A 25,779-nucleotide genomic window follows, 5' to 3' on the forward strand; every position below is an offset into this window, starting at 1 on the left:
TTAACTTTGTTGCAAAAGACATATATACTAAAGGTAGTATACAACGAGGTGGGCAAGACGTGATTATAGAGAAGCACGAAATTCAAATTGACCAAATTACGAGCGGTAAAGTGAATATCTTTACTTTCTATAGAAATAGAAAGCAAATTGACGATTACTTTTTACAATTGCAAGAACCATCGCTTACAGCAAACTACTTCTTCCATTTTCATTTTGATGCAGAGAGCTTACATCTTCTGCAGGAAGAGTTTCCGAGCGTATATCCGTACGGCGGTAGTGAAACGATTCACGACTGGACGGAAAAGATGAAAGCGGAATTGCAACATCAGATCCAAACAGGAAAATGGAATAAGCGCGTACGTATCGGTAATCGCATTCTAGATGTGGTGTTTACGTGGTGTGACGAAGATATAGTAGAGTGAAAAAGAAGCGGATGACGCTTCTTTTTTTAGCGCTGGAATAAAACGAGCTTGCCTGCAGTAGATGTGCAGCGATGTGTTTTTTCGTACAATCCTTTTTCTTGTAAAATAGATTCACCTTTTGCTTTCGCTTCTTTTTCAGTTGCCGCCTCGAATGATTCGTCTAATGCTTTTGAACCATCTTTTTCAAAGACTGTTAGAACGTATACTCCCATGAAAATTCCCTCCAATAATTAAAATCAGAATCTTATAACTATTTTGTCACAAATTAATAGAATATGCAAAGAAATATGTGACATTGCGTGTTACAATAAAGTGAAACTTTAATCAGTGGGGGAGTTTTTTATCTCCTGCTTATTACTAGTTTTCACCAATTGGGCATTTATTGTTTTTGTTCATGCGGATAAGATGAAACTTTTGAAACATAGAAAGGATCGTTTATTTGTGAAACAAGTGAAATTTATACATGCGGCTGATTTGCATTTGGATAGTCCGTTTAAAGGGATGGAAATGAATGTACCACAGTCTGTTTGGGAGAGAATGAAGCAAAGTACGTTTGAATCATTCGAGCGTATTGTTGATAAAGCAATTCAAGAGCGCGTTGATTTCGTATTACTAGCTGGGGATTTGTATGATGCGGAGACGAGAAGTTTACGAGCGCAAGTGTTTGTGCGTGAGCAAATGAAGCGACTTTCGCATTATGATATCCCCATTTTTATTATTCATGGTAACCACGATCATTTAGGGGGAAGCTGGGCGGCAATTGAGTTTCCGGAAAATGTTCATGTGTTTACGGAGCCTTATGTAGAAGAGAAGTCGTTTTATAAAAATGGTGAGCTGTTAGCTTCTATTTACGGTTTTAGTTATTTGCAGCAAGCGGTAACGGATAATATGACAGCGCAGTATACGAAAATGAGTGATGCGCCTTTTCATATTGGAATGCTTCACGGAAGTGTGGAAGGGGATGCAGAGCATAATCGCTATGCACCGTTTCAAATTCGTGAGCTGAAAGAAAAGCAGTTTGATTATTGGGCTCTTGGTCATATACATAAACGTGAAATTTTATCGGAAGAGCCATGCATTATTTATCCAGGTAATATACAAGGGCGTCATCGGAAGGAAACAGGGGAAAAGGGTGCGTACCTTATTGAACTCACGAAACAAGGATCGCAATGTTCATTTTTCCATACGGCGGATGTTGTGTGGGATGAGATTGAAGTTAGTATCGATGGAATTGAAACTGTTGATGATCTTATGACGAGCGCGTCAAATGCGATGAATGAATGCCGAAGAGAAGAGGAAGGCACGCTTTTAACTGTCGTATTTATAGGGCAGGGGCCACTTTCTCCTTATTTGCGTGAAGACAAGCGTGTGGAAGAGATTTTTCATATTTTAGCAGCGGGAGAAGAGCGAAAAGATTTTGTGTATGCGATGAAGTGGAAAAACGAGACGGTTTCTTTTGCGGAAATTGAACGTTTGAAAGCGGAAAATCATTTCGTCGGTAGTGTGCTTCAGGAGTTAGAAGCTTTTACAAATATGGACGGCGTATTACGCACCATTTGGACATCTCCTGTAGCACGTAATAGCATTGAAGCTTTTACGGAAGAAGAGAAGAGAGAGATTCAAAAGGAAGCGGAAAATATTATTTTAGAGCAATTATTCCAGCAAGAGAGGGATAAAAAATGAGAATTGAAAAACTCCATATTTATGGCTATGGAAAACTAGAAAATGTGGAAATGGATCTTTCATTGCTGACGGTGTTGTACGGTGAAAATGAAGCAGGGAAATCGACAATTCGCTCGTTTATGAAAAGTATTTTATTCGGTTTTCCGACGAGAGGCCAGCGCCGTTATGAGCCAAAAGAAGGCGGGAAGTACGGCGGGGCGATGACTGTTCAAACAGAGAAGTACGGCCGTTTGAAAATTGAACGATTGCCAAAGACGGCATCTGGTGAAGTGACCGTTTATTTTGAAGGCGGGAAAACTGGCGGCGAAGATATTTTAAACGATATATTAAGCGGTGTGAATGAAAGCTTATTTGATTCTGTTTTTTCATTTGATATGCATGGTCTTCAAAATATTCATCAGCTCGGCGAAGCGGATATCGGTAATTATTTATTTTCGGCAAGTGCAGTTGGAAGCGATGCGTTATTACAATTAGATAAAAGATTAGAAAAAGAAATGAATCAGCGTTTTAAGCCGAGTGGTCGTAATCCTGAAATTAACGTGTCACTGCAAGAAATGAAAAAGCTTGAAGAGAAGATGAAAGAGTGGCAAGGGAAAATTGGTACGTATGAAAAGCAAGTTGAGCAGCTAAAAGAAAGTGAAGAGAAACTTGCCTCTGTTCGTGCGGAAAAAGAGAGTGCCGAAAAACGAAAGCAAGACTATGAAATATTAGCAGCGCTTGAGCCTCTCGTTATTGAAAAGAGTGCGCACGAGAAAGTGTTAGAAAACGAGAACGGGCAGTTTCCTGTAAACGGAATGGTGCGCTATGAGGCGATAAAAGCAAAGATAGAACCGCTGCAAGTACAAGTAGATTCACTTCAAAAAAAGATAGAAACAGTGCAATCAGAAATTGATTCCACAGAAATAGATGAAGCATTTTTACAAAAAGAAAGTTATGTAGAAGAACTTCGTATGCAGCATATGTCTTATGAAAATACACGCCAAGAAATGCGTGATATGACAGGAAGTATTGCGAATATAAAAGAAGAAATCGCAGAACTGGAGCAACAAATTGGCGCTACTTTTGAAAAAGAGACTGTTCTTTCATTTGATATAAGTTTAGCGACGAAAGAATTAATTACACAAACGGTGCAAAAGGCGCGCGAATTAGAAACGCAAAAAGCACAACTAGATGAACGTTTTAAAACGGCTCAGGAGCAATTAGAAGAGCAAGAAGAAAATATAAGACAGATCAAGAAACAAATGTTAGCGGATGAAGAACGAAATACGTTAGTTGAGAAAGAAAAATCATTTCAAGATGCGGCGTTTATCGGTATGGGCGCAGAGAGAATGAAGCGTAAGTATGAAGAGAAAGCAGGATTTGCAAAGCAAAAGAAAAAACAGTGGCAAAGAATTTGTCTTCTGTTACTTCTTATTAACACGGGCATTTTATTCACGAGTCTATTTATAGATAACCGCGTGCTGTTATTTATTAGTGTTATTGTTTTTGTAGGGATTGTCCTTGCACTCGTTTTATATAAAGATCCTTCGGGTGGATTACAAGAAGAGCTGCTTACTCTTCAGCAAAGTGCTGGCGGGCGACAAAGTGAAGAGGCGATGTCGGTTCGCTATCAGTTAGAAAAGGATGAAGAGATTCGAAAGTTATTTGAGCGAGAGTCTTATAAATTGCAGCAAATGGAACGTGCTTATGATAAAGTCGTTTCATCGTATGAGGAATGGGAACGGGAAACGTTCCGCGAGGGAGAACAAGTAGATGCGTATAAAACGCGCTATATGTTCCCTGAATTTTATACGTATGCGCACATATTGCCAGCGTTTGAGCGTATTGAAAAAATGCAGTCATTATATCGTGATTTAGAGAAGCGAGGCGCGCGCAAATCTTCATTGTATGAAATGATTTCGCACTTTGAACATAAACTAGAAACTGTTATCGGTAGTAAAGAGTATAGTAATTTGCATGAGGCGCAAAGTCGTATGCAAAATGAGAAAGAGAAGCGCCAAACTTGTAAGCAGCTAAAAGAGAAGCGGGCGGAATGGCAAGAAGAATTCGAGTTCATGCAAGAGCAATTAAAACAACTACTAGTAGAACGAGATGGCTTATGGCATATCGCAGATTCTACTGATGAAGAGATGTTTTTAGAAGCAGGAAAATTGGCAGAGAAACGTGAAGATGCAGATAAGCAAGTGGGGCGTTTATTACCTCAAATTGATCTTTTAGAACAGCGCTTAACGAGTTTGTCATTAGCTGAGCATTATGAGGCTGACGGTTATGATGAAAAATTAAAGCAAGAAATTACAGCCGCGCAACAATGTCTGGCGCAAGAGAAAGAATTGACAGAGCGTATTGCGAAACATCGAATAGAAATTGCGAATTTAGAAGAAGGCAGTACGTATGGTGATTTACTACATGAGTGGGAAATGAAAAAATCGCAAGTGCGTGAACAAGTGAAAAAATGGGCTGCATATGCGGCCGCAAAGACGGTTTTAACGAAAACGAAGCAATATTATCATGAAGTGCATCTTCCGCGTATTTTACAAAAATCCGAAGAGTATTTCGTTTATTTAACGGGCGGAAGATATAGTAAAATATTCTCGCCATCAGAGGCGGAACCGTTCATCGTCGAACGTAACGATGGTATGCGTTTTTACAGTCATGAACTGAGCCAAGCGACAGCGGAGCAGTTATATTTATCGTTACGATTTGCATTAGCAAAAACGTTTGAGCATGATTATCCATTTATTATTGATGATAGTTTCGTGCATTTTGATGCGGTAAGGACGAATCGAACGATTGAACTAATAAAGGAAATTGCGAAAGATAGACAAGTTATCTTCTTTACATGTCATGCGCATTTATTAACGTATTTTACAGAAAAACAGATTATAAAATTAACACGTAAGCGTAAAGAAAATGAGTTGTAGTATGCTATACTAAAAGTAATTGATTTGGTGGAGGAATTCGAATGAAAAAGAAAATTGCAGAATATGAAGTTGGTGAACAAGTCGATGTTTTCTTATTAATTAAAACAGCGACAAAAGGTCTCGCAAGTAATGGAAAGCCGTTTTTAACAGTAATCTTACAAGACCCAAGTGGAGATATTGAAGCGAAGCTATGGGATGTATCGCCAGAAGTTGAGAAACAATATGTAGCGGAAACGATCGTTAAAGTAGCTGGTGATATTCTAAACTACAAAGGACGTATTCAGTTACGTGTGAAACAAATTCGTGTTGCGAATGAGAATGAAGTAACGGACATCTCGGACTTTGTAGAAAAAGCTCCAATAAAAAAAGAAGATATGGTTGAAAAAATTACGCAATACATATTTGAAATGAGAAACCCGAACATTCAGCGTCTAACAAGACATTTGTTAAATAAGCATCAAAATGAATTTTTAGAATATCCAGCAGCGACAAAGAACCATCACGAGTTCGTATCTGGACTAGCTTACCACGTTGTATCGATGCTAGATTTAGCGAAAGCTATCTCGGATCTATACCCATCGTTAGATAAAGATTTACTTTATGCAGGCGTTATTTTACACGACCTTGGTAAAGTATTCGAACTATCTGGCCCAATTTCTACAACGTATACGTTAGAAGGAAATTTACTAGGCCACATTTCTATCATGGTGAACGAAATTGGTAAAGCAGCAGATGAACTACAAATCGATGCAGAAGAAGTATTAATCCTTCAGCACATCGTCCTTTCCCATCACGGAAAAGCAGAATGGGGTAGCCCAAAACCACCATTAGTAAAAGAAGCAGAAATTCTGCACTACATCGACAACTTAGATGCAAAAATGAACATGATGGACCGCGCATTAGGACGCACAAAACCAGGCGAATACACAGAGCGTGTATTTGCTCTTGATAATCGTTCGTTCTATAAACCGACGTTCCATAACTAAGATTGTGGATAGATGGCCTCATTAAGTGTGGCATGACAATAAAATTGTTTAAAAAAATGGTGTGAAATTAAGTTTTCACACCATTTTTTATTGTCCCGATAAGGGAAGAAACTGCAATCAGCTTTAAAAACCATTATTTATTCCTTGATGAGGAAACAAATAATGAGAGAAAAAGATGTAAATCATACGGCAAATTTATATTGCATTAGCTGGTGTAAAGCTAAAGGATGAGAGTCTGTTGTCAATAAAAAAACGGATTTTAAACAAAACAATTCTTTTGCATATCATGTGGTGCAAGGGAGGCAAGAGGACGTGTTCGTTGATGGGAAACCTTTTGTAGAGTATTCTAAATATAGAAGTGTATTAGGAATATTCTTTTAAGGAGAGTGATTACTTTATGCTAGGAAAATGGATGGATAAAGTAAGAGAACCCAGATGTATACACAATTATAAATTCATTAAAACCCAGAATAGCGAAAATTTTAAAACAGGGCAGATTGGGACAGCTAATATTTATAAGTGCGAAAAATGTGGTAAAGAAAAGGTTGATTATAAATATAACAGTGATATAAATAGTGATTTTTGGAATATATAAAATAAATCGTTTAATGAAACAGAGAATTACTAATATTAATTATTCGCTATCTGGAAATGAAATAACTTTATTATTCGCTAAAATTACAAGTTATTGTAAGGATATTTAACTATTAAAGAATTTTAATAGCCTATAATCAGTTCTTTGATTGTAGGCTATTTATTTTGGTGAGTGAAATGATTTTATTATCAGTAGACATGAAAATAATTACGCCGCAAAACATATAGAATTTAACTAAACTAATAATGAGATATCGAAAATATCTCGAATCCGAGATAAATCCCTTGCTTTTTAATCACTTGAGTTGTAAAGTGATAATAACGAAAGGAAATGAGTCATATGAGAAAGGTACAATTCGTTCTCTAAATTGCTTTCGTACGAATTATTTTTTGGCTATCACTTGATTAGTAAAATGAAATAATTACTTTTATCCCGCTATTTGCGGGCAGTAAAACTCCCACCTCAAAATTCGGCTGAAGCAAAGAAGTTAGGTGGGAGCCCTGCTGCCCGTAAACGCCCGATTGGTGAGGGCTAATAATCAGTGCGGGATGAACAAAACCCCCACTGATTAAAGTTTCACTTTATAAACACGCGCTTCGTTGACCAGCGAGCAGACATATAACCCTAAAAGATAAATTAAAACTATTGGAGGAATATAAAATGAACCAATTAAAAGGAATACACCACGTTACAGCGATTACAAGTAGTGCAGAAAAGAACTATGAATTTTTCACTTACGTTTTAGGAATGCGTTTAGTTAAAAAAACGGTAAATCAAGATGACATTCAAACGTATCATTTATTCTTTGCAGATGATAAAGGTAGCGCAGGAACGGATATGACTTTCTTTGACTTCCCAGGCGTTCCAAAAGGTGTACACGGTACAAATGAAATTTCAAAAACTTCATTCCGCGTTCCAAGTGATGCAGCACTAGCATATTGGGTGAAACGTTTTGATCGTCTTGAAGTGAAACATACAGGAATCAAAGAGCAATTCGGTAAGAAGACTCTTTCTTTCGTTGATTTTGATGATCAACACTATCAATTAATCTCAGATGAATTGGATAAAGGGGTGGAATCAGGTACACCTTGGCAAAATGGGCCAGTTCCATTAGAATATGCAATTACTGGCTTAGGACCTGTGTTTATTCGTATCGCGAACTTTAGTTATTTCAAAGAAGTGTTAGAAAAAGTTCTATTATTTAAAGAGATTGCTCAAGAAGGAGAATTCTATTTATTTGAAGTGAATGAAGGTGGAAACGGTGCATCTGTCATTGTAGAACATAATACAGTTCTTCCAGAAGCACAACAAGGTTTTGGTACAGTGCATCATGCAGCATTCCGCGTAGAGGATCGCGCTGTATTAGAAGAGTGGATTGAGCGACTAAGTCGAGTTGGACTCCCTTCATCTGGTTATGTAAATCGTCACTTCTTTGAGTCATTATACGCAAGAGTTGCGCCGCAAATTTTATTCGAGTTTGCGACAGATGGCCCTGGTTTTATGGGAGATGAGCCTTATGAAACACTTGGAGAAAAATTATCTTTACCTCCATTCCTAGAGCCAAAACGTGAAGAAATTGAAAAATTAGTTCGTCCGATTGATACAGTGAGAAGTACGAAGGAATTTATTAAAGAGTAAAAATGTACGATTTAAAATACATTTTTGTTTAGAGATAATAAGTAGAAGAGCAAGTAGTTTTAGCGAATCGCTGGAATTGCTTGTTTTTTTATTTGGTCTATAAAGTTTTCTGACAATTGTTTCTCAAGTTTTCGAAAAAGAAATATTTGGTATAATTAATTTAAATTATAAATTTTCTGATAATTGTTTTTCAATACATAGAAAAGGGGTGGTAGTATACAATTTGGATAATTGTATAAATATCCTAATTTTGTAAGTTTGGAGAAAAGGGGATGCAGGTGTATGGGAGCAGATGTAGTAACGAAGGAGCAAATGAAACATTCTTTAGATAATTGGTATCGTGTAATGTTGCAGCAAAACATAGAGAAAGCTACGGAAATGAAGGAAGAGATTGATAGTAAGATTAGTGGGTTGGACGTGGATCAGAATGTATTGCTATATCGTGCGTTGTTGAACTTTAGGTATCAAGTTTTGAATGATTGGGTTTCCATTAAAGAAGGTAACTTTAATCAAGTAGAATCTTTTGAAGTTCCACAAGAAGGTGTGCTAGCTTATTATTATCATTTGTTTAAAGCGCTTTATTTTAGAATGGTTGAAAATTATGAGGAAGCTAGTAAAGAATTTGAACAGGCAGCAAAATTATTAGAATACATTCAAAATCCTTGTGAAAAAGCAGAATTTAATTATCGTTTAGGTGAATTTTACTATCATACATACCAGGAAGTGAAAGCTATTCACCATATTCAAAAAGCGAAAGAAGAATTTGTAAATCATCCTGGGTACCAAATTAATGTTGCATTATGTGAAAATATATATGGTTTATGTTGCGTGGAATTAAAGCAATTTGAATTAGCTGAAGAAAGTTTTAATATTGCTTTAGATGTATTCCAAAGAGTAAATCATAGAAAGTACGTTCTGATGATTAGAAACAATTTAGGTTGGTTATATGGTACTCAAAATCTATCTGATTTAGCAATTCGACATGCTTCTGAAGTTGCTAAAAAATTACCTAAACATTATAAAGCGATTTTTACAGTGGCTGAAGAGTATTGTAAATTGGGTAAAACTGAGTTAGCGCAAAAATATATTGCGATGGGAATTGAAATATGTAATGAATTAAAAAATAAAGAATTTCAATATCGTTTTATGATATTGGGAGAATTGAATAAGGGCTCTAATGCGAATGAAATGGAGAAAATTGTATTAGAAAGCATTGCGTATTTTGAAAGTAAAAATCTGTTAGAATGCATAAAAGAATACAGCGAAAAATTAGCAATGCAATTTTATGAAGAAGATAATCATATCAAAGCAAGTAAATATTTTTATATAAATAATAAAACGAATAAAAAATATTTAGAAAAGGGAGCTTTGAAATAATGAAAAAACTTAGTAGAGTAATAACGGGATTAGCACTTTTGGCGACTTTAGCAATAGGCTTAAACAGTTCTACTGGATCTAATCAATACGCTACTCGAGGGGATACTGGAGGGGCACCAGCAAGACCAGATTACGTTAACATTGGCGAAACAGGTGGAGCACCAGCTAACTTCAATAAAGGAGATGGCGGAGCGCCAGCAGATAATAAAGGCGACGGCGGCGGAGTAAGCCAACTATAATAAAAATAAAGAAAGGGACTTCAACATGAAGTTCCTTTCTTTATTTTTTGGCTCTGCAGAGAAAAGAATTGACTTACTTTTCATATGTAACTATAATAGTTACAAAATAACCATCTGTAATAGCAGTGAGTTATATTTTTTTAATACAATTGTAACTAGTGCGGTTACAATTAAAAAGAAAACATAAAACAACCAAAAAATGTAAAAACTTTAAATAGCAACATGAGAAAGGAGACGGGGATTTTGAAACGGTTTAAGTTTTATATGATTAGCGGTATTGTGCTTGTTTTGTTAATAGTATGTAACTTCGTTGATAAACCGATTGCGAAGGTTGAGGAAGTGAAGGATACTGTTATGATGAAGTTCAATACGAAAGAGAAGATGGCGCAGATCGATGGACAGACGATTTATTTTAAACAAATTGGTGAAGGAAAACCGCCCTTACTTATGCTTCACGGGTTTGGGGGTTCTTCAGATGGGTTTAGTGATATTTATCCGGAACTCGTGAGAGATCATACGATTATCGCTATTGATATTTTAGGATTTGGGCGTTCTTCTAAGCCGATTGATTTTCAGTATTCGTTTCCTGCGCAAGTGAATTTATATTATAAGTTAATGAAGAAACTTGGATATGATCAATTTGCGGTACTTGGTCATTCGATGGGGGGAGAGATGTCTCTTAATTTAGCGTATTTATATCCGGACGCGGTTACTCATCTCGTTTTAGCGGATTCTACAGGGATAGAGTCTTTCCAGCAAAAAGAAAGTTATGAAGTGCCGCCACTATCAACGGACTTACAAACTGTAACAGAGATTACGGATTATAATAAAAATGAAGTGAAAAATAGTCGTGATGATAAAAAGCATTATGATGAGCTTACGAAAATGAGAGAGCGCCGCATTGCGATGGAAGCTGATAAAATTAAGGTGCCGACTTTAATTATTTGGGGTAGGAACGATAAGAGCGTTTCTTGGAAAAATGGTGAGCTGTATCATCAGTTATTTGCAAATAGTACGTTTCATATCATTGAAAAAGGATACCACGCACCGTTTCGTCAGGAGCCAATCGAGTTTATGGAATATGTACAAGCGTTCTTCGCGAAGAATCCACAATAAAATTTTAGCATAAATCCACTTCTTTCCTCATACAGTGAAACTAATAAGGCTTGTCTAAGGAAAGGAATGAAGTAGAGTGGAAACTTTACCATGGTGGGTTTATCTTGTAATCGTTGGTATCGTACTAAGTGGCTACATGGTTTTATATACTTCGAAAAAAGAGCAAGATATGGATAATGAGTTTATCGAAAAAGAAGGCGAAGTATATATGAAGCGCTTAGAAGAAGAACGAGAGAAACGTAATCAGGATAGTGATAAAGATTCGGTATTGCTTTAATAGAAATTTTGAAAGGCTACCACCTAGTAGAACTTTACATCTAGGTTGGTAGTCTTTTTTCTTTTGAGGGGAGCAAGTACATGTCCATGTCCATCAAGTTAAGCTTATATAAGTTTAATTTTACATATATACGAGATTCATCATGAACTTTTATTGATGGCATTTATATTTACTCATAAGAATGGAACTAGCATAGTATTTACTGGGGGGATTAAGAATGAATAGGGATGAAACCTCATTACATCCTGATACGGGTGTTACGTCTGTAATGTTTGTTGAACGATCATTAAATGAAATTCGTTTTTGGTCTAGAATCATGAAGGAACATTCTTCTTTTCTTCGATTGGGGTTTAGATGTGAGGATACCCAATTAATCGAAGAAGCTAATCAATTTTATCGATTGTTTGAACATATCGAACAAATAGCGTATTCCTATACAAATGAAACAGATCCTGGGCAAATAAAAAGATTTAATTCAGAAGTACAACAAGCTGCAACTAATATTTGGGGATTTAAACGAAAAATTCTAGGATTAATTCTCACATGTAAATTGCCAGGGCAAAATAATTTTCCGCTGTTAGTTGACCATACAAGTAGGGAAGCTGATTATTTTAGAAAACGTTTTCTTTTTAAGGATTATGACAGACCATGCTAAATTTATTGGTCATCTTCTTGATCCATCGGAAAGAAAGCTTGTAGATACAGCCCGGAATTTCAGCAATGATTTTGATGAATTAATGTATCAAGCAATTGACTTAGAATCTATGAAACCACAATCTCAAACAGTTCCTCTTTTAGATCAATTTTTAGATCAAAATCGTGTGTCAGTCACATCTCTTCGGGATTTTAAGAAAACGGCACGTGATTTAATTGAGCAATGTAAAATAAAGAGTATCATTCATCCATTATTAGCAGACCATGTATTTCGTGAAGCTGATAGATTTCTTGAAATAATTGATATGTTTGATGCTCATCTTACAAATATTAAATCACAATCTAGATAGTAGAAGATAAGGAAAGATACTATTTTTCCTTAAGCTGAGAAGTTAACAATTTATTGTTAGCTTCTTTTCCTTGTGATGAAAAGGTTTAAAAATGAAACTTTTAGAGGATGAAGAGATAAAAAACAAAATAAAAATTATCTTTTCATCTAGTAAATTTACCTTTCAAGACTACATAAATACCTTTGACCAAATATGTAATTCTTTGTAAAATGATATATACGGAAAGATTATGAATATACAGGAAATCTATGGGGAGTGGATTCTAAGAAATTTTTCGGGGTAAATTTTTTAGTTAAGTATATTAACTTGTTTGCACTAAATTTTACAAATAAAGGGGTATTAGGAATCATGAAAGCAAAGAAATTAGTAAGTTTAGCGTTACCAGTTATGTTATTGAGTGGTTGTATTACAATTGAAACTGATGGTAAGAAAGCTGAACCAAAGAAAGAAGAAACGCAAAAGGTAGAGAAAGAGAGTAAGAATTCTGAAAAAGAGAGTAAGTCAACTGATAGCAAAAAAGAGGATAGCTTATCTGTAGCGAAAGGTGAAGGTACAAATAGTAGTTCATCAAGTAGTCAACCAAGTTCTTCTTCAAACAACTCAACTTCTTCTAGTTCTTCAACTGGTAAGGTAACTGGTTCAGATGTTGAAAGATACAAGTCAGATATCATAAACAGTGCTACTCAAATTGAAGATACAATGAAATTAATTGAAGGAATAGCAGGTTCAGACGTAAAGTCATACAAACAAAAGAAAAGTGAAGTACAACTGAGTTTAGGTGGAGCAAAGGCAACCGCAACGAAACTGAAGAATCTACAAGCACCTCCTGAGTTACAGGGAGAACAGGCGAAGATAAAGCAGTCAATGGAACTATATGCGGATTGTTTCCAGCTTCTCTTTGATGCATTGGACCAAGAAGACGAGAGTAAAATGCATCAATCAGTAAGTAAAGCACAAGAAGGTTCAAAACTGTTTGAAGAAGCAGCAAAGAGTATCGCTAGTAAAACCAACTAAGAATACATCACTCAAAGGGGTATGAGGTATGAAAGTGAAGAAACTAATAGCTGTTGCAGTTCCAGTTGCATTGTTATTAAGTGGTTGTGTTACAGTAAAAGAATCGGCAAGTAAAGAAGAAAAGACAGAAGAAACAAGTAAAGCTAAGTCTTCTGAAACGAAAGAAAAATCAACTAATTCGAAAGAAGAAAGTAAAGATGTTCAAAAGGTTCGTATTTTAGATGAAGATTATGCACAATATTTATTGGACATTGAACAAGATATGTTAAGACGATTCGATTACTATGATGCTTCTGTAAGGGATTTGAGAAATGGAAGTAAATCAAAAGCTGAGGTATTAGATAGTATTAAAGACATCTATAAAGTATTTGATAAGATAGAGAAGATTTCCGCACCACCAAAACATAAAGAAGACCAAAAAGAGATTGAAAGAGCTACAGGTAAACTAAGAGAAACATTCGGTGAAATAGAGAAGTTATTCAACGATAAAGGTTTCAGCTTAGAGACTGATAAGGAAATCTTAAATAAAGCAAATACAAAACTAGAGGAAGCAAAACGTATTTGGAAACCTACATTCGATAAGTTAAGATCCGAAGTAAAAGGTGATACAACCACAGATAAACTTTCTAGTACAACAAGTAGTTCTAGTAGTTCTACATCAACAAACCCAACTACTGGTAGTCAGGCTCAAACAGATAAAAATCAAGCTAAAACTGGTGTATTTGTAGGTACAGTTGGTACAGAGGAAGAGTTAGGAATTAGTTATGGAAACATGAAGAAGAACATCAAAGACGGTACTGAGATTATTGGTAATTGGGGTATTGATTACGGTAGTGGCATAAAAACTACGTTAGTACTAAAAGGTGATAAAACATTTGAGTCTTATGCGAATGGTTCTTATCCGAATAAAGATAACTACTTAACAGGAACATATGCGGTAGATGTTCCATCATTCCAGTTATCCTTAAAAGTAACAAAAGCAGTTAAAGATGGTCAAGAAGTGAAGCTAACAAATGATAGTATAATGTACAAATTACAAAACTATGATGGAAACACATTACAAATTTATCATATGGACGATAACGTTCGTATTCGATATGCAAAACAATAAATGATTGGCAAAAAACTCTGTAATAGATTTTACAGAGTTTTTTTGTTAGTTTTAATTTATTTTCTTTAATATCTTCCCGAAACGAAAAAAGTGAGCTGGATTCTCATAGATAATCGTAGAGATATCAAATTTTTATTTTGGGTTATTTCAATACCTTAGCTTAATGGGCATGGGGAAGCAACATAGTATATGAAATTTATATCAACGATTTGACGAGGAATATCGACTTTCTAAAAAAAACAATAGTAGACGATTCTTTTTTACGGTTCAAATCAATAGTCACTGTAACCATCCAAAGCCCAATTCATACACTATGATGGAGGCCTTTTACTTAATAATCGGATGAAAAAGGGGCGTTATGATGAAAAAACGTACTGTTAATGAAGCGGGAGGGAGTGTACCACAACCAATCCGCAGCGATGGAGCAGGTGCGATTGATTCTGGACCACGTAATATTATGCGGGATATTCAAAATCCGAATATGCTCGTTCCGCCTATAACGGATGCAGGGTTAGTTCCTAACTTGAAGTTTTCATTCTCAGATACTTCTATGATTTTGAAACAAGGCGGGTGGTCTCGGGAGATTACGGTTAGGGAACTGCCGGTTTCGACTACAATTGCTGGAGTGAATATGAGTTTAACGGCCGGAGGAGTACGAGAACTTCATTGGCATAAAGAAGCAGAGTGGGCGTATATGCTTTTAGGACGGGCACGAATAACTGCAGTTGATCAAAATGGACGGAATTTTATTGCTGATGTTGGTCCGGGTGACCTTTGGTATTTCCCGCCTGGTATCCCGCATTCCATTCAAGGGTTGGAACATTGTGAATTTCTACTCGTTTTCGATGATGGACATTTTTCTGATTTATCTACTTTAGCTATTTCTGATTGGTTTGCGCATACGCCAAAAGAAGTATTGTCGGCTAACTTCGGAGTACCTGAGAGTGCTTTTAATTCTATCCCTTCAGATCAAGTTTATATTTATCAAGGGAAGGTACCGGGTTCGCTTGAAAGTCAGGAAGTTCAGTCACCAAAAGGAGAAGTTCCTTTAACGTTTAAACATGAACTGTTAAAACAAAATCCGATTAAGACTCCTGGTGGTAGCGTCCGAATTGTAGACTCCACAAATTTTCCTATTTCAAAAACAATTGCAGCAGCACTCGTTGAGATTGAGCCTGGTGGAATGAGAGAACTTCATTGGCATCCTAACAACGATGAGTGGCAATATTATTTGACAGGGCAAGGAAGAATGACTGTGTTTCTTGGAAATGGTATAGCTCGTACATTTGATTATAGAGCTGGCGATGTCGGATATGTACCGTTTGCGACGGGACACTATATTCAAAATACAGGTGATGAAGCATTATGGTTTTTAGAAATGTTCAAAAGTAACCTTTTTGAAGATGTATCGTTAAATCAATGGATGGCATTGACTCCTAAAGAAATAGTGGAAAGTAATGTGCATGTTAGCCCGCAATTGCTGGATTCCCTACGTAAGCAAAAGTGGCCTGTTGTGAAATATCCGGGGTTTTCATATAATCCGAAAGCGGAGGGGTAAATATGGATATATGCGTTATTCTTTCTGGAGAATGATAGGAAGGGATGGCGTATTTTTTATGTCTAATCCTGTCTTTACTCGGATCCGTTATTTATATTATTGTTCGGGAAATTATTATCGGAGCATAGTATATGAAAGCTACATATTAAATAGCGCCGTTTTAAGCTGTAACGCACAAGTTGCGTAGGTTACGCAACGATAACTCGCTTTACTCTTCATCATTTATTTGACCATACTAGACGTAGAGAGGTGATAAACACAGTATGATTTTTAGTGAACGTCTAAAAGAAGAACGAGAAAAACGAAATTGGTCACAAAATGATTTGGCTGAAAAAATTCATGTAAGTAGGCAATCTGTTTCGAAATGGGAGACGGGAAAGAACTATCCGAGCATTGAAATTATTATTCATTTAAGCGATCTGTTTGGTATTACAATTGATGAGTTGCTGAGGAGTGATGACGAGTTGACGCAAAAAGTAATTGAGGATAGTAGGCAATTAGCGTATCCAAAATGGAAGGTGTTTTTCGACAGTCTCTTTATGATGGGCGTATTTTTATTTATTACAAAAATCGTTGTATGGATGTTAAATAAGTTTGCAGGGGCAAGCATTACAATTGTAGCAGACGCGCCATATGTAATGAATTTTTTACCCGTCATATTAATGGTTATAGGTGGTACGGTTTCTGATAAGTTGAAGAAAATATATAGGTAAAGGAAAGATTCGAAAGAAATTCCCCACACTAGCTGTTCTTTCTATTCAAATTGTGTACTATAAAGGATAGGATGATATAAAGAAGGGGACATTTAGAATGGAATTTCATGAGCAAAAGATTTTGCCGGCAGTGAGACAAATTAAAGATTTGGAAAAGCTATTACATAGTTCGTATGAGTATATTGTTATTTTAGATATTCATGTCGGTCAATTGAAGAGTGTTGTGTCACTTGCGAAGCAGCATAGTAAAAAGGTGTTTTTACATGTTGATTTGATCCATGGATTACAAAGTGATGGGCATGCGACGGAGTTTTTATGTCAGGAATATAAACCGTACGGGTTATTGTCAACAAAGGCGAGCGTAATTATGAAGGCGAAGCAAAAAGGTGTCGTCTCCATTCAACGCATCTTTTTAATTGATTCTAGCGCGATGGAAAAGAGCTGTAATTTGCTAGAAAAGACGAAACCGGATTATATAGAGGTGCTTCCTGGTGCATTAACGGGTGTGATCGCTGAAGTGAAAGAGCGTACAGGTGTACCAATTTTAGCAGGTGGCTTCATTCGAACTGTAGAAGACGTTGAAAGAGCTTTAAATGCTGGTGCGACAGCAATTACGACATCGAAAAAAGAATTGTGGAAACATTACCAAAAAAAGTGACGAAAATGTGAAAAAATTCTGTTGACACCGCTTTCATTAGGGGTTAACATTATAGACAAGTTAATAAACGTGACGGAGAAAAGAAGAGATCCACATTTTATTGTTTCTATATATATTATATAGAAGCATGTAAGCTGTGGATCTTTTTCTTTTGAAAAAAAAACGAATGGCCATTCATTTTACCTCTATCACTTTTCGAAAGCATTTAAATTGATTGTGGAGGGATTTTATGTCAGCATTTTTAGGGGAATTAATAGGGACAGCGTTGTTAATCGTACTTGGTGGCGGCGTTTGTGCTGGTGTAAGTTTAAAGAAATCGTTTGCGAAAGATTCTGGTTGGATTGTAATTACAATGGGTTGGGGTCTAGCGGTTGCTATGGCAGCGTATGCAGTTGGATCAATTAGTGGGGCACATTTGAATCCGGCTTTAACAATAGGACTTGCTTTTAAGGGAGCGTTTCCATGGAGTGATGTACCTATGTATATCGCAGCACAAATGATTGGGGCAATTATCGGGGCAGTTATCGTATATTTACACTACTTACCACACTGGAAAGAAACAGAAGATCCAGGAACAAAGTTAGGTGTATTTGCAACAGGTCCAGCAATTCCGAACACATTTGCAAACCTTTTAAGTGAAATGATTGGAACATTCGTTTTAGTATTTGGTATATTAGCAATTGGAGCAAATAAATTTGCAGATGGATTAAATCCATTTATCGTAGGTTTCTTAATTGTAAGTATTGGTTTATCATTAGGTGGAACAACAGGATACGCAATCAACCCAGCTCGTGATTTAGGTCCGCGTATTGCACACTTCTTCCTTCCGATTGCAGGAAAGGGCGGTTCAAATTGGAAGTATGCATGGATTCCAGTAGTTGGTCCGATTCTAGGTGGATCACTTGCAGGTTTATTCCATCAAGTTGTATTTGATGGGAAACAAAATTCAGCACTTATTTATGTGATTATTGCAACTGTGATTGTACTAGCAATCTCGTATATGACAAGTAAAAAAAGTGGAAGTACTACAAATAGTAGAAAAGTAGCATAGGGGGAAACCGATATGAAAAAATATATTCTTTCATTAGACCAAGGAACAACAAGCTCACGCGCAATTCTTTTCAATAAAGAAGGAAAAATCGTTCATTCAGCTCAAAAAGAGTTTACACAACATTTTCCAAAGCCGGGCTGGGTAGAGCATAATGCACAAGAAATTTGGGGATCTATTTTAGCAGTTATTGCAACTTGCTTAAGCGAAGCGGATGTAAAACCAGAGCAAATCGCTGGTATCGGTATTACGAACCAACGTGAAACAGCGGTTGTATGGGATAAAACAACTGGAAAACCAATTTATAACGCAATCGTATGGCAATCTCGTCAAACAGTTGAAATTTGTGAGGAGTTAAAAGAAAAAGGTTATAGCGATATGGTTCGCGAAAAAACAGGTCTTTTAATTGACGCATACTTCTCTGGTACGAAAGTAAAATGGATTTTAGATAACGTTGAAGGTGCAAGAGAAAAAGCGGAAAACGGCGAGCTATTATTCGGAACAATTGATACATGGCTTGTATGGAAATTGTCTGGTGGTAAAGCGCACGTAACAGACTACTCGAATGCATCACGCACATTAATGTTTAACATTCATGATTTACAGTGGGATGATAAACTTCTAGACATGTTAACAGTACCAAAGAGCATGCTTCCAGAAGTACGTCAATCATCTGAAATATATGGAGAAACAATTGATTACCACTTCTTCGGCCAAAATGTACCGATTGCAGGTATAGCTGGTGACCAGCAAGCAGCATTATTTGGACAAGCTTGTTTCGGTGAAGGTATGGCGAAGAACACTTACGGAACGGGTTGCTTCATGTTAATGAACACGGGCGAAAAAGCAGTTGCTTCTGAGCATGGCCTATTAACAACAATTGCATGGGGTTTAGATGGTAAAGTAAATTACGCATTAGAAGGAAGTATTTTCGTAGCAGGTTCTGCAATTCAGTGGTTACGTGACGGAATGCGTATGTTTAAAGATGCGAGTGAAAGTGAAGTGTACGCTAGCCGTGTTGAATCAACTGAAGGTGTATACATAGTACCGGCATTCGTAGGACTAGGTACACCGTACTGGGATAGTGAAGTACGCGGCGCTATGTTTGGTGTAACGCGCGGTACGACGAAGGAGCATTTCATTCGTGCGACGCTAGAGTCTTTAGCATACCAAACGAAAGATGTACTATGCGCAATGGAAGCAGATTCAGGTATTGAACTGAATACATTACGCGTTGATGGCGGGGCAGTTAAGAATAACTTCTTAATGCAGTTCCAAAGCGATATGTTAGACGTTCCTGTAGAGCGTCCAGTAATCAATGAAACGACAGCTTTAGGTGCAGCATATTTAGCTGGTCTTGCGGTTGGATATTGGAAAAACCAAGACGAAATTAAATCGCAGTGGCATATGGATAAACGCTTTACACCAGCAATGGAAGCGGAAACAAGCGAAGAGCTATATGCTGGATGGAAAAAGGCAATTGAAGCAACTAAAGCTTTCAAATAATCATAAACAGTGTTATAATGATGACAAGTTAATAATTCGGTAGGAGATTTGGAGAGACCACAACACGCTATAGAGGCGAAATCTATAGTGGAGTTCGTGGTCTCTTTTTTCGTTATCAAAGGGAGGAATTACCATGAAATTTTCAAGTAAACAACGTAAAGACGTATTAAACGGAGTAAATAAACAAGAGTTAGATGTGATCGTAATTGGTGGAGGTATTACTGGTTCTGGTATTGCATTAGATGGGGCAACACGCGGTTTATCAACAATTGTGTTTGAAATGCAGGACTTTGCAGCAGGTACATCAAGTCGTTCAACGAAACTTGTACACGGTGGTTTACGTTATTTAAAACAACTTGAAGTGAAAATGGTAGCAGAGGTGGGGAAAGAGCGTGCGATCGTATATGAGAACGGTCCCCATGTAACAACACCAGAGTGGATGTTACTTCCGTTCCATACAGGCGGCACGTTCGGGTCATTTAGTACATCAATTGGTCTTCGTGTATACGACTTCTTAGCAGGTGTAAAACGAAGCGAGCGCAGAAAGATGTTTAGCCGTGAAGAAACGCTAAATAAAGAGCCTCTTGTAAAACAAGAAGGATTAAAAGGCGGCGGTTACTACGTAGAATATCGTACAGACGATGCGCGTCTTACAATTGAAGTAATGAAAGAAGCGATTGAACATGGCGCAAAAGCTGTTAACTACGCAAAAGTAGACAGTTTCTTATATAAAGATGGAAAAGTATGCGGTGTACGTGTAATCGATTTACTAGACGGAGAAGTATACGAAGTTTACGGTAAAAAAATTGTAAACGCAGCTGGTCCTTGGGTAGATACACTTCGTGAAAAAGATAACTCTAAAAAAGGGAAAGTACTTCAATTATCAAAAGGTGTGCATTTAGTAATTGATCAAAAACGTTTCCCATTAGGGCAAGCAATTTACTTTGATACACCAGATAAACGTATGGTGTTCGCGATTCCTCGCGGAGGAAAAACGTACGTAGGTACAACAGATACGTTTTATGATAAAGACGCAGCTGTACCACACATGACAACAGAAGATCGCACATACATCATTAATGCGATTAACTACATGTTCCCAAGTGTGAAAATTACAGAAAAAGATGTGGAGTCAAGCTGGGCTGGTGTACGTCCGTTAATTTATGAAGAAGGTAAGAATGCATCTGAAATTTCTCGTAAAGATGAAATTTGGACTTCTGAATCTGGTTTAATTACAATCGCTGGCGGTAAATTAACAGGATACCGTAAAATGGCTGAAATGGTAGTAGATTACGTAACGAATCTATTACAAAAAGAAGGACATAGTGCATATCCGAAGAGCGATACGAAACATATGCCAATCTCTGGTGGGCATGTAAGTGGTTCACACGGTTTCCCGGCATTTATCGCGAAAAAAGCAGGCGAAGGTACGAAATACGGTTTAACAACAGCGCAAGCGGAAGAATTCGCGAAATTCTACGGCTCTAACGTTGACGTACTGTTCGACTTAGCGAAAAAGCATAAAGGCGAAGCAAAAGAATACAACATGCCATTAGATGTTCTAATCCCGCTTGTATATGCGATGGACTACGAAATGACAGCGAAACCAGTTGACTTCTTCATACGCCGCAGAGGCGCTGTATTCTTCAACATCCACTGGGTATATGAGTGGAAAGAAGCAGTAATCAACTACATGGCTGCAAAACTAGGCTGGAGCAAAGAAGAGCAAATGAAATACACAGCTGAACTAGAAAAAGCATTAAGAGACGCTGTAATTCCTGTCGATCAACAAGAACAGGCAGCTGCGTTAGCGTAAAATAGAGAACCACCTGAAGGGGAGCCTTTAGGTGGTTTTTATTTTGACTACAAATAAATATAACGTGTTACTATAATGATAGAGTATTTCGTATGAATTTTGCATAAAATAAAGAAGACAGAAGCCTGAGAAACTTCTGCCTTTTGTAACCTAACTTGCTATTGTGGTGGTAGTAGGTGCGGTTATAAGACAATTACATTAACGTTTTAGCCGAGAACCGCCCTTACCTTTTCCACGAAGCAGGGTGGTTCTCGCTTTTTTGTATACAGAAATTAGCCACGGACCGACGTATCTTCTACCGATGACAACGCCAGTTCCGGTTAGGATACCATACACTAATTTGATTATTAGCCTGCACCAATCGGGCTTTTACAGGCAGTTGATCTCTCGCCTAACTTCTATACTATGCAGCCGGATTTTGAGGTGGGAGTCTTACTGCCCGTTAATGCGGGACAAACATCGCGATCATTATATCACCTCCCCCTTTTTGCGAAATGGAAGAGATGATAGCCACACCTGTCTTATTAAAAAAATGTTTTAGACTATAGAAAAAAGTATTAGACTGTTAAAAAATAGTTGTAGACTGAAAAGGTGTTTTCTGTACATGAAAGTACTTTTCGCTAACATAAAAAGTCTCGCAAAACATTTAAAAGTCCCTTCAGAAGTAATGAAGGAATTTTCTATTCACATAATCAGTGTTATTGGTTGGAAATCAAAAAGTCACTGATTTTCTTGAAGAAAAAGAAAATACTTTTCTTTTTCTTTTAGTTACTTTAATATCAATAAGGGCACCAAAAAAATGGATAGAGGTGCTAGAATGTACGGTATTATTAATTATGAAGTGTTTTTACTAACAGGGATTTTATTAAATCTAATCCCTGGCGCGGACACCATGTATATTGTGGGGAGAAGTATTTCACAAGGTAGAAAAGCAGGTGTGTATTCTGTTTTTGGTATTATTACTGGTTCTTTAGTTCATACGTTATTGGTTGCTTTTGGTTTATCTATTATACTTACAAAATCCATTGTGTTATTTAACATCATTAAGGTTATAGGTGTTATTTATCTTGTATATTTAGGGATTAAAATGATACTTGATAAGACAAATGTAGCTTTCCAAGCTTCATCCAATAAATTGAACATTAAAAAGATCTATTTACAAGGACTTTTAACAAGTCTTACGAATCCAAAAGTCTCTTTATTCTTTATTGCGTTTCTTCCGCAATTTATAGATACAAAGGCTTCAGGTCCTATGCCTTTTATCATTTTAGGACTTACTTTTACAGTAACTGGACTATTGTGGTGTTTATTTGTTGCTTATTTCTCTTCATATGTCACAAAAAAATTAAGAGGAAATCAAAAGGTAGGAATGATTCTAAATAAGGTAACAGGAATGATTTTTATTGGTATGGGGTTAAAGTTGCTTCAAACGAAAGCTCCTCAATAAACCTGAATAACATAAAAATGCCCCCTTTCAAGAGATGTTATCTTGGGTTTAAGCTAATCTCTATATACTAAAAAGTCCCTTCAAAATTTGAAGGGATTTTTTGCTTGTTATTTTGGTTTATCTAAAAATTCCTGTCTTTAAACAGAGCGTTAGTGCGAGGGGACAATAGGTAAAGAAAAATTAAGGTTTCAAAAAACGGTATGGACATTACCAACCGTATTTTTTATGAATTTATCCCGCATTAACGGGCAGTAAAACTCCAAACTCAAAATTCAGGTGGGAGATCAACTGCCCGTAAATGCCCGATTGGTTCAACTAATAATCAGTGGGGGATGAACAAAACCCCCACTGATTAAAGTTTCACTTTATAAAACTTTTCCATAGAGTGCGTCGTCTAATAAATGGGAAGGAGGAAATGATGTGGATGAATTAACGGTAGAAGCATTTGAAATAGAAGATAAGGAGGACCTTATCGACGAAATAATGAACAAGTATGGACAGGAGATCTTACAGCTTGTTTATTCATATGTGAATAATAAAGAGGTTGCGGAGGATTTAACGCAAGATATATTTGTTAAATGTTATAAATCTCTTCATACATACAAAGGGAAATCAAATGTAAAAACGTGGTTGTGGAGAATTGCCATTAATCATTGTAAAGACTATATAAAAAGTTGGTATAACAAAAAGGTAATCGTTACAGAGGATGAATTTACGTATATTGGGAGTCAAAAAGAAAGTGTTGAACAAACTGTCATTCAAAATGCAGAAGACCGTAGGCTGGCTTCTGCAGTAATGAATTTACCGATCAAATATCGAGAGGTCATTTACCTATTTTATTATGAGGAATTACCAATTAGAGATATTGCTATGGTCATAGAAATGAATGAAAATACGATAAAAACAAGACTGAAAAGAGCTAAGGAACTATTGAAGAAAGGATTGGAGGAATAATCAAATGGAAGATCGATTAAAAGGCTTGCGAAAATCAATGGAGAACACAACTTTTAAACATTTGAGTTTTTCTGATCAGCATCGGAAGCAGGTGCGTGAAAAAATCAATCAATCACACGAAAATGAAGAAGACATCTCTGTAGCGGTTTTACAACTTCTCATGAATGAAAAAACAGGGTACGAACTGGCGCAGCTATTGCGGGGGAGAGGGATTCAAAAATTCGAAGGAAATGAAGGTTTTTTATACACCGTATTACATCGATTGGAACAGAATCGTTTTATCCAATCAAGTTGGGATCATTCAGGAGCTAAATATTATCAATTGAATGATAAGGGAAGAAAGATGCTACGCAAGGCAGAAAAAAATTCTACAAAGGCACGGTTTATATTAAAAGGCTTAGTACAGGAGTGAGGCGGAATTGAATAAAAAAGGGGAGCGTTTTTTAAGCGAAGTTACCAATCATATTAAATCAAAAGAAGCAAAGAGCTTTGTGGCAACTGAACTAGATTTTCACTTGAAGCAGGCGAAGAACACGTGGATAGAAAAAGGGTTAAGTGAGGAAGTTGCTGAAAATAAAGCTGTGGAACAAATGGGAAGTCCAATTAAACTAGGGCAAGAACTTAATAAACTTCATAAGCCAAAGGTTGATTGGTTCTTAATTATTTTGTTAGTGGCTGCTATGGGGCTAGGCTTTTTGCCAGTTTTAGCTTTTGGATATACGAATGATGTAATAATGAATAAAGTGATATTTGTTATTCTCGGTGTTGTAACAGCCCTTGGGATGATGCTGATTGATTACCGGAAATTAGAGAGAATGGGATGGCTCTTTTATACAATCGGAGTACTCATCCTATTAATACTATACTGTTTTCCAAACGCTTCGATGGCTGGCGAACCGTTAATAAAAATTGGTCCCATTGCAATTGACTGTTTAATGGCAGTACCGTTCTTTTTTCTATCTTGGGCTTCTTTTTTTAATAATAGTAGGATAAAGGTCATGCATCTTGTGGTTTTGTATTTATTTTCTTTGTATTTATTCTTCATTGTATCAACTCTTTCAACAATTTTTATCTATATCACGATGATATTTGTTATGCTTTGGTGGAGTAAGTTAGGAAAGAAAAAAGCATTGATTATTACAATTGTACCAATTTGTTTATTGAGTATAAGAGTATTCTTTTCCTGGTCCGCAGTAAAAGGATATCATTTGGATAGATTTTTAGGATATTTAAACCCAGAGCGTGATGCAGGGGGCGCAGGGTTTATGTATGTACGTTTAAAAGAGGTAATGTCGTCAGCAGGTTGGTTTGGTACATCTGGAGATACAAAGTTCATCCCTGCTCCGGATACTGATTTTGTGTTTGCAAGTTTGACTTACTATTATGGATATGTGCTTGCGTTAATCCTTGTATTGATTCTTTCTCTTTTTGTAGCAAGGTTAGTGGTCATATTTTATAAAATAAATGATCGGTATGGTAAATTGCTTCTCGTTGGAGGAATGACTCTTTTTGTAGTCCAGTTCATTTATAACGTTGGCATGATTCTAGGCTTATTGCCGATTGCTTCTATATCATTGCCTTTTATTAGTTATGGATTAACGCCAACTTTATTTCATGCGCTATTAATGGGAATCGTGCTGAGTGTATATCGACGTAAAGATATGTCATTTAGAATGAGAAAAACACCTTGATAAAA

23 protein-coding genes and 1 pseudogene are annotated in these 25,779 nt (G+C 36.6%); 23 read left to right on the plus strand and 1 reads right to left on the minus strand.

Annotation, left to right across the window (positions count from 1 at the left end; genetic code table 11):
* Positions 1-59 precede the first annotated feature (59 nt).
* On the plus strand, positions 60-422 hold the full coding sequence (locus FT637_RS06040) for a hypothetical protein (RefSeq protein WP_193645539.1): 363 nt from the start codon (positions 60-62) through the stop codon (positions 420-422).
* Between the two features lie 26 nt (positions 423-448).
* Here FT637_RS06040 and FT637_RS06045 read toward each other — a convergent pair whose 3' ends face one another.
* Positions 449-634, minus strand: coding sequence for a YhzD family protein (locus FT637_RS06045; RefSeq protein WP_000539552.1), 186 nt, complete (start codon positions 632-634; stop codon positions 449-451).
* A 229-nt stretch (positions 635-863) separates the two neighbouring features.
* Between FT637_RS06045 and FT637_RS06050 the strand changes: the two genes are divergently transcribed.
* From FT637_RS06050 to FT637_RS06155, 22 genes and pseudogenes are all read left to right on the plus strand, one after another.
* Entirely contained in the window at positions 864-2,105 is a 1,242-nt protein-coding gene (locus FT637_RS06050; RefSeq protein WP_193646224.1) for a metallophosphoesterase family protein, read from the plus strand.
* The gene (locus FT637_RS06055) at positions 2,102-5,026 is read left to right on the plus strand and encodes an ATP-binding protein (protein WP_193645540.1); all 2,925 of its coding nucleotides are present in this window, start codon (positions 2,102-2,104) and stop codon (positions 5,024-5,026) included. The genes FT637_RS06050 and FT637_RS06055 overlap by 4 nt, the downstream gene beginning before the upstream one ends.
* Before the next feature lie 41 nt (positions 5,027-5,067).
* Positions 5,068-6,012, plus strand: a complete 945-nt coding sequence (yhaM, locus tag FT637_RS06060) for a 3'-5' exoribonuclease YhaM (RefSeq protein ID WP_193645541.1) — start codon at positions 5,068-5,070, stop codon at positions 6,010-6,012.
* Positions 6,013-6,409: 397 nt separating this feature from the next.
* Positions 6,410-6,607, plus strand: coding sequence for a hypothetical protein (locus tag FT637_RS06065; protein WP_193645542.1), 198 nt, complete (start codon positions 6,410-6,412; stop codon positions 6,605-6,607).
* Positions 6,608-7,267: 660 nt separating this feature from the next.
* A complete protein-coding gene (locus tag FT637_RS06070) occupies positions 7,268-8,245 on the plus strand; it encodes a ring-cleaving dioxygenase (protein ID WP_193645543.1) in 978 nt (325 codons plus the stop codon).
* Positions 8,246-8,527: 282 nt separating this feature from the next.
* The gene (locus tag FT637_RS06075) at positions 8,528-9,622 is read left to right on the plus strand and encodes a tetratricopeptide repeat protein (protein WP_193645544.1); all 1,095 of its coding nucleotides are present in this window, start codon (positions 8,528-8,530) and stop codon (positions 9,620-9,622) included.
* On the plus strand, positions 9,622-9,861 hold the full coding sequence (locus FT637_RS06080) for a Phr family secreted Rap phosphatase inhibitor (RefSeq protein ID WP_193645545.1): 240 nt from the start codon (positions 9,622-9,624) through the stop codon (positions 9,859-9,861). Before FT637_RS06075 ends, FT637_RS06080 begins: the two co-directional genes overlap by 1 nt.
* 243 nt (positions 9,862-10,104) lie before the next feature.
* Positions 10,105-10,977: an alpha/beta fold hydrolase gene (locus tag FT637_RS06085; protein WP_193645546.1), complete on the plus strand. Its 873-nt coding sequence runs from the start codon at positions 10,105-10,107 to the stop codon at positions 10,975-10,977.
* A gap of 76 nt (positions 10,978-11,053) precedes the next feature.
* Positions 11,054-11,254 carry a sporulation YhaL family protein gene (locus FT637_RS06090; RefSeq protein WP_000449223.1) on the plus strand — a complete coding sequence of 67 codons (201 nt, stop codon included), beginning with the start codon at positions 11,054-11,056 and terminating at the stop codon, positions 11,252-11,254.
* A 217-nt stretch (positions 11,255-11,471) separates the two neighbouring features.
* Positions 11,472-12,258 (plus strand): annotated as a pseudogene (locus FT637_RS06095) (DUF2935 domain-containing protein).
* A 348-nt stretch (positions 12,259-12,606) separates the two neighbouring features.
* Positions 12,607-13,272: a DUF7018 domain-containing (lipo)protein gene (locus tag FT637_RS06100; protein ID WP_193645547.1), complete on the plus strand. Its 666-nt coding sequence runs from the start codon at positions 12,607-12,609 to the stop codon at positions 13,270-13,272.
* 28 nt (positions 13,273-13,300) lie between these two features.
* Positions 13,301-14,383, plus strand: a complete 1,083-nt coding sequence (locus tag FT637_RS06105; RefSeq protein ID WP_193645548.1) for a DUF3994 domain-containing protein — start codon at positions 13,301-13,303, stop codon at positions 14,381-14,383.
* A 361-nt stretch (positions 14,384-14,744) separates the two neighbouring features.
* On the plus strand, positions 14,745-15,941 hold the full coding sequence (locus tag FT637_RS06110; RefSeq protein WP_193645549.1) for an oxalate decarboxylase family bicupin: 1,197 nt from the start codon (positions 14,745-14,747) through the stop codon (positions 15,939-15,941).
* 263 nt (positions 15,942-16,204) lie between these two features.
* Complete coding sequence (locus FT637_RS06115; RefSeq protein WP_193645550.1) at positions 16,205-16,654, plus strand: helix-turn-helix domain-containing protein; 450 nt, start codon at positions 16,205-16,207, stop codon at positions 16,652-16,654.
* 97 nt (positions 16,655-16,751) lie between these two features.
* Positions 16,752-17,312 (plus strand): glycerol uptake operon antiterminator GlpP, encoded by a 561-nt coding sequence (glpP, locus tag FT637_RS06120; protein ID WP_044444073.1) that lies wholly within the window; start codon positions 16,752-16,754, stop codon positions 17,310-17,312.
* Between the two features lie 229 nt (positions 17,313-17,541).
* Positions 17,542-18,363, plus strand: a complete 822-nt coding sequence (gene glpF, locus FT637_RS06125) for a glycerol uptake facilitator protein GlpF (protein ID WP_193645551.1) — start codon at positions 17,542-17,544, stop codon at positions 18,361-18,363.
* Between the two features lie 12 nt (positions 18,364-18,375).
* On the plus strand, positions 18,376-19,866 hold the full coding sequence (gene glpK, locus FT637_RS06130) for a glycerol kinase GlpK (RefSeq protein ID WP_193645552.1): 1,491 nt from the start codon (positions 18,376-18,378) through the stop codon (positions 19,864-19,866).
* A gap of 133 nt (positions 19,867-19,999) precedes the next feature.
* Positions 20,000-21,682 carry an aerobic glycerol-3-phosphate dehydrogenase gene (gene glpD / locus FT637_RS06135; RefSeq protein WP_193645553.1) on the plus strand — a complete coding sequence of 561 codons (1,683 nt, stop codon included), beginning with the start codon at positions 20,000-20,002 and terminating at the stop codon, positions 21,680-21,682.
* An 817-nt stretch (positions 21,683-22,499) separates the two neighbouring features.
* Positions 22,500-23,129, plus strand: coding sequence for a LysE family translocator (locus FT637_RS06140; RefSeq protein WP_193646225.1), 630 nt, complete (start codon positions 22,500-22,502; stop codon positions 23,127-23,129).
* A 420-nt stretch (positions 23,130-23,549) separates the two neighbouring features.
* Positions 23,550-24,083, plus strand: coding sequence for a sigma-70 family RNA polymerase sigma factor (locus tag FT637_RS06145; RefSeq protein ID WP_193645554.1), 534 nt, complete (start codon positions 23,550-23,552; stop codon positions 24,081-24,083).
* Positions 24,084-24,087: 4 nt separating this feature from the next.
* Positions 24,088-24,495 (plus strand): PadR family transcriptional regulator, encoded by a 408-nt coding sequence (locus FT637_RS06150; RefSeq protein ID WP_193645555.1) that lies wholly within the window; start codon positions 24,088-24,090, stop codon positions 24,493-24,495.
* 7 nt (positions 24,496-24,502) lie between these two features.
* Positions 24,503-25,774, plus strand: a complete 1,272-nt coding sequence (locus FT637_RS06155; protein ID WP_193645556.1) for an FtsW/RodA/SpoVE family cell cycle protein — start codon at positions 24,503-24,505, stop codon at positions 25,772-25,774.
* Positions 25,775-25,779: the final 5 nt, after the last annotated feature.

Origin of the sequence: Bacillus cereus (assembly GCF_015071065.1) — a bacterium.
In the GTDB taxonomy this organism is placed as follows: domain Bacteria; phylum Bacillota; class Bacilli; order Bacillales; family Bacillaceae_G; genus Bacillus_A; species Bacillus_A cereus_BA.

Coding starts and splice junctions, on each gene's coding strand:
- FT637_RS06045 (WP_000539552.1), bottom strand. CDS start 634: ATGGGAGTATACGTTCTAACAGTCTTTGAAAAAGATGGTTCAAAAGCA.
- FT637_RS06055 (WP_193645540.1), top strand. CDS start 2,102: ATGAGAATTGAAAAACTCCATATTTATGGCTATGGAAAACTAGAAAAT.
- yhaM (WP_193645541.1), top strand. CDS start 5,068: ATGAAAAAGAAAATTGCAGAATATGAAGTTGGTGAACAAGTCGATGTT.
- FT637_RS06065 (WP_193645542.1), top strand. CDS start 6,410: ATGCTAGGAAAATGGATGGATAAAGTAAGAGAACCCAGATGTATACAC.
- FT637_RS06070 (WP_193645543.1), top strand. CDS start 7,268: ATGAACCAATTAAAAGGAATACACCACGTTACAGCGATTACAAGTAGT.
- FT637_RS06075 (WP_193645544.1), top strand. CDS start 8,528: ATGGGAGCAGATGTAGTAACGAAGGAGCAAATGAAACATTCTTTAGAT.
- FT637_RS06080 (WP_193645545.1), top strand. CDS start 9,622: ATGAAAAAACTTAGTAGAGTAATAACGGGATTAGCACTTTTGGCGACT.
- FT637_RS06100 (WP_193645547.1), top strand. CDS start 12,607: ATGAAAGCAAAGAAATTAGTAAGTTTAGCGTTACCAGTTATGTTATTG.
- FT637_RS06105 (WP_193645548.1), top strand. CDS start 13,301: ATGAAAGTGAAGAAACTAATAGCTGTTGCAGTTCCAGTTGCATTGTTA.
- FT637_RS06110 (WP_193645549.1), top strand. CDS start 14,745: ATGAAAAAACGTACTGTTAATGAAGCGGGAGGGAGTGTACCACAACCA.
- FT637_RS06115 (WP_193645550.1), top strand. CDS start 16,205: ATGATTTTTAGTGAACGTCTAAAAGAAGAACGAGAAAAACGAAATTGG.
- glpP (WP_044444073.1), top strand. CDS start 16,752: ATGGAATTTCATGAGCAAAAGATTTTGCCGGCAGTGAGACAAATTAAA.
- glpF (WP_193645551.1), top strand. CDS start 17,542: ATGTCAGCATTTTTAGGGGAATTAATAGGGACAGCGTTGTTAATCGTA.
- glpK (WP_193645552.1), top strand. CDS start 18,376: ATGAAAAAATATATTCTTTCATTAGACCAAGGAACAACAAGCTCACGC.
- glpD (WP_193645553.1), top strand. CDS start 20,000: ATGAAATTTTCAAGTAAACAACGTAAAGACGTATTAAACGGAGTAAAT.
- FT637_RS06140 (WP_193646225.1), top strand. CDS start 22,500: ATGTACGGTATTATTAATTATGAAGTGTTTTTACTAACAGGGATTTTA.
- FT637_RS06150 (WP_193645555.1), top strand. CDS start 24,088: ATGGAAGATCGATTAAAAGGCTTGCGAAAATCAATGGAGAACACAACT.